General features: G+C 68.1%; 12 protein-coding genes and 1 pseudogene. 10 read left to right on the top strand and 3 right to left on the bottom strand.

Features of this window, described 5'->3' with window-relative positions; translation table 11 throughout:
* The first annotated feature begins 84 nt into the window (after positions 1-84).
* From QP512_RS03480 to QP512_RS03435, 10 genes and pseudogenes are all read left to right on the top strand, one after another.
* Positions 85-669 carry a hypothetical protein gene (locus tag QP512_RS03480; RefSeq protein ID WP_286071007.1) on the top strand — a complete coding sequence of 195 codons (585 nt, stop codon included), beginning with the start codon at positions 85-87 and terminating at the stop codon, positions 667-669.
* Positions 670-677: 8 nt separating this feature from the next.
* Positions 678-1,232: a cob(I)yrinic acid a,c-diamide adenosyltransferase gene (locus QP512_RS03475; protein ID WP_286071006.1), complete on the top strand. Its 555-nt coding sequence runs from the start codon at positions 678-680 to the stop codon at positions 1,230-1,232.
* Positions 1,233-1,241: 9 nt separating this feature from the next.
* Positions 1,242-2,180 (top strand): histone deacetylase family protein, encoded by a 939-nt coding sequence (locus tag QP512_RS03470; protein WP_286071005.1) that lies wholly within the window; start codon positions 1,242-1,244, stop codon positions 2,178-2,180.
* A gap of 89 nt (positions 2,181-2,269) precedes the next feature.
* Entirely contained in the window at positions 2,270-4,750 is a 2,481-nt protein-coding gene (gene lptD / locus QP512_RS03465) for an LPS-assembly protein LptD (RefSeq protein WP_286071004.1), read from the top strand.
* A pseudogene (locus QP512_RS03460) lies at positions 4,747-6,075 on the top strand (peptidylprolyl isomerase); the annotation flags it as partial. The gene lptD and the pseudogene QP512_RS03460, both read left to right, overlap by 4 nt.
* A gap of 18 nt (positions 6,076-6,093) precedes the next feature.
* Positions 6,094-7,074: a 4-hydroxythreonine-4-phosphate dehydrogenase PdxA gene (gene pdxA, locus QP512_RS03455; RefSeq protein ID WP_286071002.1), complete on the top strand. Its 981-nt coding sequence runs from the start codon at positions 6,094-6,096 to the stop codon at positions 7,072-7,074.
* Positions 7,071-7,874 carry a 16S rRNA (adenine(1518)-N(6)/adenine(1519)-N(6))-dimethyltransferase RsmA gene (gene rsmA, locus QP512_RS03450; RefSeq protein WP_286071001.1) on the top strand — a complete coding sequence of 268 codons (804 nt, stop codon included), beginning with the start codon at positions 7,071-7,073 and terminating at the stop codon, positions 7,872-7,874. The genes pdxA and rsmA overlap by 4 nt, the downstream gene beginning before the upstream one ends.
* A gap of 13 nt (positions 7,875-7,887) precedes the next feature.
* Positions 7,888-8,271, top strand: coding sequence for a Co2+/Mg2+ efflux protein ApaG (apaG, locus tag QP512_RS03445; protein WP_286071000.1), 384 nt, complete (start codon positions 7,888-7,890; stop codon positions 8,269-8,271).
* Between the two features lie 15 nt (positions 8,272-8,286).
* Positions 8,287-9,318: a symmetrical bis(5'-nucleosyl)-tetraphosphatase gene (locus tag QP512_RS03440; protein WP_286070999.1), complete on the top strand. Its 1,032-nt coding sequence runs from the start codon at positions 8,287-8,289 to the stop codon at positions 9,316-9,318.
* Positions 9,315-9,965 carry a DUF1287 domain-containing protein gene (locus QP512_RS03435; RefSeq protein ID WP_286070998.1) on the top strand — a complete coding sequence of 217 codons (651 nt, stop codon included), beginning with the start codon at positions 9,315-9,317 and terminating at the stop codon, positions 9,963-9,965. Before QP512_RS03440 ends, QP512_RS03435 begins: the two co-directional genes overlap by 4 nt.
* Before the next feature lie 88 nt (positions 9,966-10,053).
* On the opposite strand, the gene QP512_RS03430 is transcribed toward QP512_RS03435, so the two are convergent.
* Genes QP512_RS03430 through lgt form a run of 3 tightly spaced genes read right to left on the bottom strand, consistent with a single transcriptional unit; the run spans position 10,054 to position 12,229 of the window.
* Positions 10,054-10,545 (bottom strand): dihydrofolate reductase, encoded by a 492-nt coding sequence (locus tag QP512_RS03430; protein ID WP_286070997.1) that lies wholly within the window; start codon positions 10,543-10,545, stop codon positions 10,054-10,056.
* 5 nt (positions 10,546-10,550) lie between these two features.
* Entirely contained in the window at positions 10,551-11,345 is a 795-nt protein-coding gene (locus QP512_RS03425; protein WP_099526839.1) for a thymidylate synthase, read from the bottom strand.
* Positions 11,342-12,229, bottom strand: coding sequence for a prolipoprotein diacylglyceryl transferase (lgt, locus tag QP512_RS03420; RefSeq protein WP_286070996.1), 888 nt, complete (start codon positions 12,227-12,229; stop codon positions 11,342-11,344). Before lgt ends, QP512_RS03425 begins: the two co-directional genes overlap by 4 nt.
* Between the last annotated feature and the right edge of the window lie 23 nt (positions 12,230-12,252).

Raw genomic sequence — 12,252 nt, 5'->3', positions numbered from 1 at the left:
CCGTCTGTACGCCGAACGGCCGGCTCTGCGCCAAGTCGCGCGGCGGGCTAGAATGAAACCTGAATCCGCTCCGGGCCCGCCACCATGTCCGACACTGCCAACCGCGCCTTCGTCCTGTCCGTGCTCGTTCTGGTGCTGGCAGCGACCCGGGTCAACCACTTCGCGGCCATCCCCGATGCCTCGTGGGCGGTGTTCTTCATCGGCGGCTTTTACCTTGCGCGCTGGACGCGCTGGGCGTTCCCGCTGCTGATGGTGTTCGCGGTGCTGGTGGACTGGATCGTGATCCGCAGCAGCGGCCTGGACTTCTGGCAGCACTACTGCGTGTCGCCGGGCTACTGGATGCTGCTGCCAGCCTATTTCTCGCTGTGGGCCGGTGGCATGCTGCTGGGCCGCAACTACCAGAGCGCGCGCTGGCCGGTGCTGGCCAAGGGCGCGCTGCTGCTGGTCGCCTCGGTGGCGGTCTGCCACCTGCTGGCGCAGGGCGGTTTCTACTGGACCACCCGCAACGTGGCCGAGCCGACCCTGGCCGGCTGGGCGCAGAACTATGCACAGTGGTTCGGCCCCTACCTGCGCACCACGGCCATCTACGTGGCGCTGGCCGCCGCGCTGCAGCTGGCCGTGGAGCAGGTGCTGAAGCTCCAGCAGGCCCGCCGCGACATCCGGCACTGAGCCGCGCCATGGGTCATCGCCTCTCGCGCATCTACACCCGCACCGGCGACGACGGCAGTACCGGCCTTGGTGACGGCCAGCGCGTCGCCAAGGATGACGCCCGCGTGGCGTCCTACGGCACCGTCGACGAGGCCAACGCCGCGCTCGGCCTGCTGCTTGCGGCACCGCTGCCGGAGGACGTACGCGCGCTGGTCGTACACCTGCAGCACCAGTTGTTCGACCTCGGTGCCGAGCTGTGCATCCCCGGCCATGCGGCGATCCACGCCGCTGATGTCTCGGCGCTGGAGCAGCAGCTGGACCATTACAACGCCAGCCTGCCGAGGCTGAAGGAGTTCATCCTGCCGGCCGGGGGCGAGGCCGCTGCACGCTGCCACCTGGCCCGTACCATCGTCCGCCGCGCCGAGCGCGAGACCGTCACCCTGGCCCGCCTTGAGCCCGTGCGCAGCGAAGCGCTGCAGTACCTCAACCGGCTGTCGGACCTGCTGTTCGTGCTGGCCCGGGTCCTGGCCCGTGCCGACGGCCAGGGCGAGGCGCTGTGGCAGCCACAGCAGCGCCAGCGCTGAGTCGGCACGATGCTGGTCTACACCCATCCGTCCTGCCTGCTGCACGCCCCCGGCCCCGGCCACCCGGAGTGCCCGCAACGCCTGCAGCATGTGCTGGATGCCCTGCATGCCGCGTTCCCCGGCCAGCTGGACTGGCGCGAGGCGCCGCCGGCCAAGTTCGGCGAGCTGACCCGGGTCCACGACAGCGCCCTGCTGGACTTCGTGCTGCAGCCGCAGACCGTGCCGCTGCGCCAGCTGGACATGGACACCTGGACCTCGCCCGGCTCGGCCAGTGCCGCCGTGCATGCCGCCGGCGCCGGCGTGGCGGCGGTCGATGCGGTGATGCTGGGCGAGGACCCGCTGGCCTTCTGCGCGGTGCGTCCGCCCGGCCACCATGCCACCAGCAGCACGGCGATGGGCTTCTGCCTGCTCAACAACATCGCCATCGCCGCCGCCTATGCCCGTGACCGGCATGGCCTGGAGCGGATCGCGGTGGTCGATTTCGACGTGCACCACGGCAATGGCACCCAGGACATCTTCCAGCACGATGCCCGGGTCTCGTACTACAGCACCCACCAGGCCGGCCTGTTCCCCAATTCCGGCCTGCGCCGCGACCGGGGCGCCGGCAACCTGATGAACATCCTGCTGCCCCCCGGCAGTGGCGGCTTCCGCTTCCGCAACGTCTGGGCCGACGAAATGCTGCCGGCCATCGACGACTTCCGTCCGCAGCTGCTGCTGATCTCGGCCGGCTTCGACGCCCACCTGCGTGACCCGCAGGCGGACCTGATGCTGGAGACCGACGATTTCGCCTGGATCACCCGTGAACTGCACGCGCTGGCACGGCGCCATGCGGCCGGCCGGGTGGTCTCGATGCTGGAGGGCGGCTACGACCTGCAGGCGCTGGCCGAGTGCAGCGTGGCCCATGTCCAGGCCCTGATCTCGGCGGCCAGCGGTGGCACGTCTGGATGAACCCGAACCGGCGGCCACCGGCGCCCTTCATTGCCCCTATGCAAGGGATGGGGCAAGCTACCGTCCGTTTTCGCCCGAATCCGAACCGCGTGCGCCGAGCCCTCCGCCTGCTTCCCCTGCCTCTGAGCATCGCCATCAGCCTGCCGGCGATGGCCGATGAAAAGCCGCTCAACTGGGGCCTGTGCCCGGCTACCGACGTCATCCCCGCGTTCACCGACGCCCCGACCCCGGTCCCCGCCCAGAACAAGGCCAGCGCCGCTGCCGCGCGCGAACAGCAGCCCACCGACATCGAGGGTGACCAGCTGCTGGGCACCACCACCGTGCCGCAGTACGAAGGCAACGTGGCGCTGCGCCGCGGCGACCAGTTCGTCGGCACCGACAAGCTCAGCTTCGACACCGAGACCGGCAACTACATCGCCGACGGCAATGTCCGCTACCAGGACTCCTCGATCCGCATGGTCGCCAAGCGCGCCGAGGGCAACCAGGAAAGCGACACCCACAAGATCAGCGACATCAAGTACCAGCTGGTGTCGCGCCGTGGCAACGGCGATGCCGAGTCGGTGGACCTGCAGGGCGCGGTCGGCCAGATGCACCGCTCCACCTACACCACCTGCGACCCCTCGCAGCCGGTGTGGAAGCTGTCGGCGCCGCAGATCGAAGTGGACAACGACGAGGGCTTCGGTACCGCCCGCAACGCCGTGCTGCGCATCGGCAAGGTGCCGGTACTGTGGGCGCCGTACTTCAAGTTCCCGATCGATGACCGCCGCAAGACCGGCCTGCTGTTCCCGCAGCTGGGCATGTCCGGCCGCAACGGTTTCGACTACGCGCAGCCGATCTACTTCAATCTGGCGCCGAACTACGACGATACGCTGACCCCGCGCTACATGAGCCGGCGCGGCCTGCTGCTCGACAACGAGTTCCGCTACCTCTACAACGGCGGCCGCGGCGAACTGCTCACCGCGTTCATCCCCAACGACAAGCTGCGCGACCGCGACCGCGGCCGGGTGATGTTCAGCGGCTACCACAACGTGGACAGCCACTGGCAGGCACGCGCCAACCTGGCCTGGGTCAGCGACGAGCGCTATGTCGAAGACTTCGCCAACCGCCTGGTCGGCGTGACCGCCTCGAACCTGCAGAGCACCGTGGGCCTGTACGGCACCGGCAACAACTGGACGGCCGGCATCATGGCCGACCGCTGGCAGCTGACCGACTACACCCTCAACGAGAGCGCGCTGCCCTACAACCGCCAGCCACGCCTGTACTTCAACTGGGACAAGCCGGTCCTGCCGTGGCTGGAAACCGGCATCTACGCCGAAGCGGTGCGCTTCACCCACGACGACATCAACTTCAAGTACGGCCCGGAAGCCGGCGAGGACCTGCAGTACACGCGCAACGGCCAGACCCAGCGCATGTACGGTGGTTCGCGCCTGGATGTGAAGCCGTACGTGTCGTTCCCGATCAGCGGCGCGGCCTGGTACATCACCCCCACCCTGGCCTACCGGTACACCGGTTACGAGCTGGACCGCGGGCTGGCCGATGCCACCCGCAGGAGCATCCTGGTTTCGCAGGGCATCGACCCGGCCACGGCCACGCCCCAGCAGCTGCGCGGCAATACCTCGCCCAGCCGCAGCCTGCCGATCGGCAGCATCGACGCCGGCCTGTTCTTCGACCGCGAGACCAGCATCGGCGGAAAGTCCTTCCTGCAGACGCTGGAACCGCGCCTGTTCTACCTGCGCACGCCGTACCGCAACCAGGACGAGCTGCCGATCTTCGATACCCGTGACTTCACCTTCAGCTGGGGCCAGCTGTTCCGCGATTCGCGCTACACCGGCGCCGACCGCCAGAACGATGCCAACCAGCTGACCCTGGCGCTGGGCACCCGTTTCATCGACCAGACCACCGGCAAGGAACGCTTCTCGGCCTCGATCGGCCAGATCCAGTACTTCGATGAGTCGCGGGTGACCGTCACCCCCGGCGGCGAGCCGGTGGAGAAAGGCAAGTCGGCCTGGATCGCCGACGGCAACTACATGATCAACGACCGCTGGACCCTGGGCGCCACCTACCAGTGGGACCCGAAGTACAAGCGCGAGGATCTGGCCAGCGTCCGTGCCCGCTACCTGATGCCCAACGACGGCGTGGTCAACCTGAGCTACCGCTACCGCATCAATGCCGGCGCCGCGCCGGGCGCCAACAAGCATGACCGCACCCTGCTGGAGCAGGCCGACCTGTCGTTCCTGTACCCGCTGAATGCGCGCTGGAGCCTGGTGGGCCGTTATTACTACTCGCTGCAGGACAAGGAACCGCTGGAAATCATCGCCGGCGTGCAGTGGGACAGCTGCTGCCTGGCCGTGCGCGCGGTTGCCCGCCGCTACGTCCGCAACCGCGAAGGCGAGATGAACAATGCCATCCAGGTCGAGTTCGTCCTGAAGGGCCTGAGCTCCATCGGCCAGGACACGGACCGCACCCTGCGCCGTGCTATCCTCGGCTACAACCGCGACGACCTCTATCTCGTGCCGCCCAGCAACACCGGGGCGACCCGGGATGACTACGATCCGAATCTGATCCCATGACCAAGCGCTTCCCCGTTCTACTCGCCTCGCTGCTGGCGGTGTCCAGCGTGTCCGCCCCCATGCAGGTGCTTGCCCAGGAGGCGCAGCCGCTCGACCGCATCGCCGCCGTCGTCGATGAGGACGTGATCCTGCAGAGCGAACTCCAGCGTGCGATCGCCAACATCAAGGCGCAGTACGCCGGCCGCGAGAACCAGCTGCCGCCGGAAGACGTGCTCAGCCGCCAGGTGCTCGAGCGCCTGGTGCTGGTCAAGCTGCAGGTGGCCCGTGCCCAGGGCAGCGGCATCCGTGTCGGCGACCAGGAGCTGAACCAGGCGATGAATGCCATCGCCCAGCAGAATGGTTCGACCCTGGACGCACTGCGCCAGCGCCTGGCCCATGACGGCATCGATTTCAACGATTTCCGCGCCTCGGTGCGTGACGAGATCACCGTGCAGCGCCTGCGCCAGAGCTTCGCGCAGAGCCGCATCAGCGTCAGCGAGGGTGAAGTCGACGCCGCGCTGAAGCAGCAGGCGACGGTAGGCAACCAGTACCACCTGGCGCACATCCTGATCGCCCTGCCCGACGGTGCCAACGCCGACCAGATCGCCACCGGCCAGAAGAAGGCCGACGGCGTGAAGGCCTTGCTGGACAAGGGCGAGCTGGACTTCAACGCAGCCGCGGTGCGCTATTCGGACAGCCCCAACGCGCTGGAAGGCGGCGACCTGGGCTGGCGCAGCCTGGACGAGATTCCGCAGGCGTTCGCGCAGATGATGGAAAAGATGAAGCCCGGTGAAGTGGTCGGCCCGATCCGCGGCCCCAGCGGCTTCCAGCTGCTGAAGCTGGTGGACGTGCGCGACGCCAGCGCCAGTGCTGGCACCCACACCGTCACCGAGTACCACGGCCGCCACATCCTGGTGCGCGTGGATGACCACCAGACCGACGCGGCCGCCAAGGCCAAGATCGATACCCTGCGTGCCCGCATCGCTGGTGGCGCGGACTTCGAGACCGTGGCCAAGGAGTCCTCCGAGGACAACAACAGCAAGGGCCAGGGCGGCGATCTGGGCTGGTTCCCGGCTGACGCGTTCGGTCCGGCGTTCGGCCAGCAGGTGTCCGGCATCCAGGATGGTGGCGTCAGCCAGCCGTTCCGTACCGATGCCGGCTGGCACATCGTGCAGCGCGTGGCCACCCGCCAGACCGACGTGACCAGCGACAACCAGCGCGCCCAGGTCCGCGAGACCATCGGCCGCCGCAAGCTGGAAGACGAGTACAACCGCTTCCTGCAGGAACTGCGTGGCGAAGCCTACGTCAGCTTCCGCAGTGGCGACCGCGCGGAAAATACCGCCACCCCGCCGCAGTCCTGACCGATGCGCCCCGAGCTCGCTCTGGTACCGGGCGAGCCCGCCGGGATCGGCCCGGAGCTGTGTGTCCGCCTGGTCCAGCAGCCGCGTGAAGACTGCCGGCTGCTGGCCTTCGCCGACCCGGATACCCTGCGCGCGGCCGCCGCCGCGCTGAACCTGCCCCTGCAACTGCTGCCCGAGGACGCCGAAGCACGCGTCCCCGGTGACCTGCGCCTGCGCGTGGTGGCCAATGCTGCCCCGAGCCGCTTCGGCCAGGCCGACCCGGCCAATGCGCCGGCCGTCATCGGCGCCCTGCTTGGCGCTGGCCAGGCCTGCCTGTCCGGTGAACTGCACGGCGTGGTGACCGGCCCGGTGCACAAGGCGGTCATCAACGACGGCGGCATCGCCTACAGCGGAACCACCGAACTGCTGGCCGACCAGGCCGGGGTAAAGGTGGTGATGATGCTGGCCAATGACATCGTGCGCGTGGCCCTGGCCACCACCCACATGCCGTTGCGCGCGGTGGCCGACACGATCACCGCGCCCGGCCTGGAACACACCCTGCGCACCGTGCACGCCGCGCTGCGCCGCGAGTTCGGCCTGCCGGCGCCACGCATCGCCGTGCTCGGCCTGAACCCGCACGCCGGCGAAGACGGCCATCTGGGCCGCGAAGAACTGGACCTGATCATTCCCCTGATGCTGCGCCTGCGCGCAGAGGGCATGGACCTGGTCGGCCCGCTGCCGGCCGATACCGCGTTCCTGCCAGCCAAGCTGGCCGGCTTCGACACCGTGCTGGCGATGTACCACGACCAGGGCCTGCCGGTGCTGAAGTACTCGGGCTTCGAGCAGGCGGTGAACCTGACCCTGGGCCTGCCCTACCCGCGCGTGGCGGTGGACCATGGCACCGCGCTGGACCTGGCCGGCCGCGGCATCGCCGATCCTTCCAGCCTGCAGGCGGCAACGACGTTGTGTGCGCAGCTTGCGCGGCAACGTACACTGAGCGCATGAATTTCCCGCATTCCCCCTCCGGCCCGGTGTTCACCGCACCGGCCAAGAAGCAGCTTGGCCAGCATTTCCTGGCCGACCGCCACTACATCGACAAGATCGTGATGGCGGTCAACCCGAAAGATGGCGATCGGCTGGTCGAGATCGGCCCCGGCCAGGGCGCGATCACCCTGCCGCTGCTGCGCGTGCACCCGAAGCTGACGGTGATCGAGTTCGACCGTGACCTGATCGCGCCGCTGACCGCCGCCGCCGAGCCGCTGGGCGAGCTGACCATCGTCCACCGCGACGTGCTGCGCGTGGACTTCACCGAGCTGGCCGATGGCCAGCCGATCCGCCTGGTCGGCAACCTGCCCTACAACATCTCCTCGCCGATCCTGTTCCATGCGCTGGAGCACGCCGCGGTGATCCGCGACATGCACTTCATGCTGCAGAAGGAAGTGGTCGACCGCATGGCCGCCGGCCCTGGCAGCAAGGTCTACGGCCGCCTCAGCGTGATGCTGCAGGCCTACTGCCAGGTGACCTCGCTGTTCGTGGTGCCGCCGGGCGCGTTCCGTCCGCCGCCGAAGGTCGATTCGGCCGTGGTGCGGCTGGTGCCGCGCGACCCGGCCACGGTCAGCATCAACGATCACACGCGCTTCGCCGAGGTGGTCAAGGCCGCCTTCGGGCAGCGCCGCAAGACCCTGCGCAATGCGCTCAACAACGTCGTGACGGCCGAGCAGTTCGTGGCCGCCGGCGTGCGCCCCGATGCCCGCGCCGAACAGCTGGATGTGGCTGAATTCATCGCTTTGGCCAATGCCTCCTGATTACACTGCCGGTATGGAAGACGCTGACGTTTACGCCATCTCCGTCGAAGTCGCACCGCGCTTCCTCGACGATCAATCCACCCCGGAAGACGGTCGCTACGCGTTCGCCTATACGATCCGCATCCACAACCAGGGGCGCGTGGCCGCGCGCCTGGTGGCGCGTCACTGGCGCATCACCGATGCCAATGGCCGCGTCGAGCATGTCGATGGCGACGGGGTGATCGGCGAGCAGCCGCGCCTGCGTCCCGGTGAAGACTTCCGTTACACGTCCGGTGTCATGCTGGGGACCGATCACGGGACCATGCAGGGCCACTACGACATGGTCGCCGACGACGGCACCGAATTTGCCGCGCCGGTCGCACCTTTCGTGCTGGCCATCCCGCGTACCCTGCACTGACACGGAGGCCGAACGATGAGTGTGTGGGCGATCGGCGACCTGCAGGGCTGCTATGACATCACCCAGCGGCTGCTGGAGAAGATCCGTTTCGACCCGGCACAGGACACCCTGTGGTTCTGCGGCGACCTGGTCAACCGCGGCGGGCAATCGCTGGAAACCCTGCGCTTGGTGCATTCGCTGCGCGAGCACAGCGTGGTGGTACTGGGCAACCATGATCTTTCGCTGCTGGCCGTGGGTGCGCGCACCGAGGAGGAACAGCGCAAGGTCAACCCGGACCTGCTGCGCATCGTGCAGGCCGAGGACCGCGACGAACTGCTGGACTGGCTGCGCCTGCAGAAGCTGGTGCATGTGGATCGCGAGCTGGGCTGGATGATGGTGCACGCCGGCCTGGCGCCGAAGTGGACCACGCAGATGGCCGAGAAGCATGCGGCCGAAGTCGAGGCACAGCTGCACGGCGCCGGCTACCGCAAGCTGTTCCGCAACATGTACGGCGACAAGCCGAGCTGGGCGCCCAATCTGTCCGGCTACGACCGCTCGCGCGCGATCATCAACGTGCTCACCCGCATGCGCTACTGCACCCCGCGCGGGCGCATCGGCATCGAGGACAAGGGCACGCCGGGCACGCAGGAACAGGGGCTGTACCCGTGGTTCGAAGTGCCGGGCCGGGTCGAGCGTGACCTGAAGGTGGTCTGCGGCCACTGGTCGGCGCTGGGCCTGACCATCACCCAGGGCGTGCACGCCATCGACACCGGTGCGGTGTGGGGCGGCAAGCTCACGGCGATCCAGCTCGATACCGATGAACTGCGCGTGGTGCAGGTGCCGGGCCGCGATGTACCGGCACCCGTCCCGAACGCCCGTCCGCCGGCGCGACCGGCGCACGAGCGCCCCGCCGCAGCGGCGCAGGGCAAGGAACAGGGCAGTGGCAACGCCCCCGCAGCCAACCCGGGCAATCGTGGCCCGCGTCGTCGCCGCCGTCGTGGTGGTGGCGGGGGTGGTGGGGGCGGCTCCGCCGGACCCAACAACAACGGCACAGCGCCACAGGCATGACGCGGCTTCGCCGGGCACCATGGACGGTGCTGCTGCTGACGCTGGCCCTGGCCAGCGGCTGCCAGCCCGGTTCGGCCCCCGCGCCGACGGTCGCGGAAAACGCCGACCACACCCCATCATCGCAACCGCAGCCGCCTTCGCCGCCGCTGGTGGCCGCGGCACGTGCGCAGATCGGCGTCACCACCCGCTACGATCCGGCCTACCGGGTGCTGGCCTACCCCGGCGGCGACGTTCCCGTGGACCGTGGTGTCTGCACCGACGTGGTGGTGCGCGCGCTGCGCAGCCTGGACGTGGACCTGCAGGCCCGCGTGCATGAGGACATGCGCGGCAACTTCAGTGCCTATCCGGCGATCTGGGGCCTGTCACGACCGGACCGCAACATCGATCATCGCCGCGTACCGAACCTGATGCGCTGGTTCGAACGGCAGGGCTGGCAGCAGCCGATCACAGCCGCCGCCGCCAACTACGCGGCCGGCGACATCGTCGCCTGGAAGCTCAACGGCAACGGCCTGTTGCATATCGGCATCGTCTCTGACCGGCGCCTGGCCAATGGCACGCCGCTGGTGCTGCACAACATCGCGCGCGGCACGCGCGAAGAGAACCTGCTGTTCCAGCACACCATCATCGGGCACTACCGGATGCCGTAGGCAATCCTGTAGAGCCGAGCCATGCTCGGCTACGGGATGTGTCCGGCAACAGCAGCCGAGCATGGCTCGGCTCTACAGGAAACCATCTTCAGCGGCGCACGTAGTGCACGAACCGGAACGCATACGCGTGGCGCGCATCGGCCGGGTGCGGCTCGCTGCTCACTTCCTGCCACACCGCGGCATCCACCTCAGGGAAACGGGTATCGGCAGGGACTTCGGCATCCACCCAGGTCAGGTACAGGTCACTGGCCTGGTCGAGCAGCTGTCGGAAGATCTCGCCGCCGCCGATGATGCACAGTTCACTGGCACCCTCGCCTTCGGCAATCACCCTGGCTTCCTCCAGCGACGCCACCGCGCGCATGCCCTCGAACGGCACCTGGCCGCTGCGGGTCAGCACCAGGTTGGTCCGCCCCGGCAGCACGCGGCCGATCGACTCGGCCGTCTTGCGCCCCATCAGGATCGGCTTGCCCAGGGTGAGCGCCTTGAAGTGCTTGAAGTCGTCGGGCAGGTGCCAGGGCATGGCGTTGCCCTGGCCGATGCCACGATTGCGGTCCAGCGCCACGATCATCGAAAGCTTCATCGCAGTCACACCGCCACCGGCGCCTTGATGGCCGGATGCGGATCGTAGCCGTCGATACGGATGTCGTCGAACTGGAAGCCGAACAGGTCGGTCACCTCCGGGTTCAACCACAGCTTGGGCAGCGCGCGCGGTTCGCGCGACAGCTGCTCGCGGGCCTGCTCGAAGTGGTTCGAATACAGGTGCGCATCGCCCAGCGTATGCACGAAGTCGCCCACGCCCAGGCCGGTGGCCTGCGCCACCATGTGGGTCAGCAGCGCGTAGCTGGCAATGTTGAACGGTACGCCGAGGAAGATGTCGCCGCTGCGCTGGTACAGCTGGCAGCTGAGCTTGCCGTCCACCACGTAGAACTGGAACAGGTTGTGGCACGGCATCAACGCCATCTGCGAGAGCTCGCCCACGTTCCAGGCGCTGACCACCAGCCGCCGCGAATCGGGGTTGCGCTTGATTTCATCCACCAGCCACTGCATCTGGTCGATCTCGCGACCATCGGCGGTGGCCCAGCTGCGCCACTGCTTGCCGTAGACCGGGCCGAGGTCGCCGTTCTCGTCGGCCCACTCGTCCCAGATGCGCACCTGGTTGTCCTTCAGGTAGCCGATGTTGGTGTCGCCCTTCAGGAACCACAGCAGCTCGTGGATGATCGAGCGCAGGTGCAGCTTCTTGGTGGTGACCAGCGGGAAGCCTTCGTTCAGATCGAAGCGCATCTGCCAGCCGAACACGCTGCGGGTGCCGGTGCCGGTGCGATCACTCTTCTCTGCGCCGTGCTCGAGCACGTGCGAGAGCAGGTCCAGGTAAGCCTTCATGCCTTGCCCTCGGCGGCCACCGGCAGCTGCGGCTGCAGCACCGGCGCGCGACGCGACATCGCCAGCAGCACCAGGCCGAAGGCGATCAGCGGCAGGCTCAGGATCTGGCCGCGGGTCAGCCAGTCGAAGGCCACATAGACGCCGTTGTCGGGCATGCGCACGAACTCCACCGCGAAGCGGAACAGGCCGTACATCAGCGCGAACAGGCCGCCGACCAGGTAACGGTGGCGCGGCTTGGCCGACACGGCCCACAGCACCACGAACATCACCAGGCCTTCCAGGAAGGCTTCATACAGCTGCGACGGATGACGCGCGAACTGGTTCAGCGCGCCGGTGGCGAACTGCGCCTGCAGGGTTGCATGGTCCAGCTGGTTCAGCGGCGCCGGCAGGCCGGACGGGAACACCACGCCCCACGTGCCGTCGGTGTACTTGCCCCACAGCTCGGCGCCGATGAAGTTGCCGATGCGGCCGAAGCCCAGGCCCAGCGGCACCAGCGGCGCCATGAAATCCATGGTGTCGAAGAAGTGCAGCGCGTGCTTGCGCGACCACCACCAGCAGGCACCGAGCACACCGAGCAGGCCGCCGTGGAAGCTCATGCCGCCATCCCATACCTTGAACAGCAGCAGCGGGTTGTGCAGGAAATCGCCCAGCGCGTAGAACATCATGTAGCCGATGCGCCCACCCAGCACCACGCCGAGCATGGCGTAGAACAGCAGGTCGGAGAATCCATTGGCGTCGACGCCCGGCAGGCGACCGGCGGCGATGCGCTTGCGGCCCAGCAGCCAGGCGGCGGTGAAGCCCAGCAGGTACATGATGCCGTACCAATGCACCTTGATCGGCCCCAGCGAGAGGGCGATGGGGTCGATGTCGTGGAAATAGATCATGGAAGGTGCCTTGCGGTTGAACG

Origin of the sequence: Stenotrophomonas sp. 57 (genome assembly GCF_030291075.1) — a bacterium.
Lineage (GTDB): Bacteria > Pseudomonadota > Gammaproteobacteria > Xanthomonadales > Xanthomonadaceae > Stenotrophomonas.
The sequence above is the reverse complement of the archived record's forward strand: the minus strand, read 5'-3'. Positions and strand labels throughout refer to the sequence as shown.

What these genes read in the sequence shown, in the direction of transcription:
- rsmA (WP_286071001.1), top strand. Translation starts at nt 7,071, where the DNA reads ATGAATTTCCCGCATTCCCCCTCCGGCCCGGTGTTCACCGCACCGGCC.
- pdxA (WP_286071002.1), top strand. Translation starts at nt 6,094, where the DNA reads ATGCGCCCCGAGCTCGCTCTGGTACCGGGCGAGCCCGCCGGGATCGGC.
- lgt (WP_286070996.1), bottom strand. Translation starts at nt 12,229, where the DNA reads ATGATCTATTTCCACGACATCGACCCCATCGCCCTCTCGCTGGGGCCG.
- QP512_RS03440 (WP_286070999.1), top strand. Translation starts at nt 8,287, where the DNA reads ATGAGTGTGTGGGCGATCGGCGACCTGCAGGGCTGCTATGACATCACC.
- QP512_RS03435 (WP_286070998.1), top strand. Translation starts at nt 9,315, where the DNA reads ATGACGCGGCTTCGCCGGGCACCATGGACGGTGCTGCTGCTGACGCTG.
- QP512_RS03470 (WP_286071005.1), top strand. Translation starts at nt 1,242, where the DNA reads ATGCTGGTCTACACCCATCCGTCCTGCCTGCTGCACGCCCCCGGCCCC.
- apaG (WP_286071000.1), top strand. Translation starts at nt 7,888, where the DNA reads ATGGAAGACGCTGACGTTTACGCCATCTCCGTCGAAGTCGCACCGCGC.
- QP512_RS03480 (WP_286071007.1), top strand. Translation starts at nt 85, where the DNA reads ATGTCCGACACTGCCAACCGCGCCTTCGTCCTGTCCGTGCTCGTTCTG.
- QP512_RS03425 (WP_099526839.1), bottom strand. Translation starts at nt 11,345, where the DNA reads ATGAAGGCTTACCTGGACCTGCTCTCGCACGTGCTCGAGCACGGCGCA.
- QP512_RS03430 (WP_286070997.1), bottom strand. Translation starts at nt 10,545, where the DNA reads ATGAAGCTTTCGATGATCGTGGCGCTGGACCGCAATCGTGGCATCGGC.
- QP512_RS03475 (WP_286071006.1), top strand. Translation starts at nt 678, where the DNA reads ATGGGTCATCGCCTCTCGCGCATCTACACCCGCACCGGCGACGACGGC.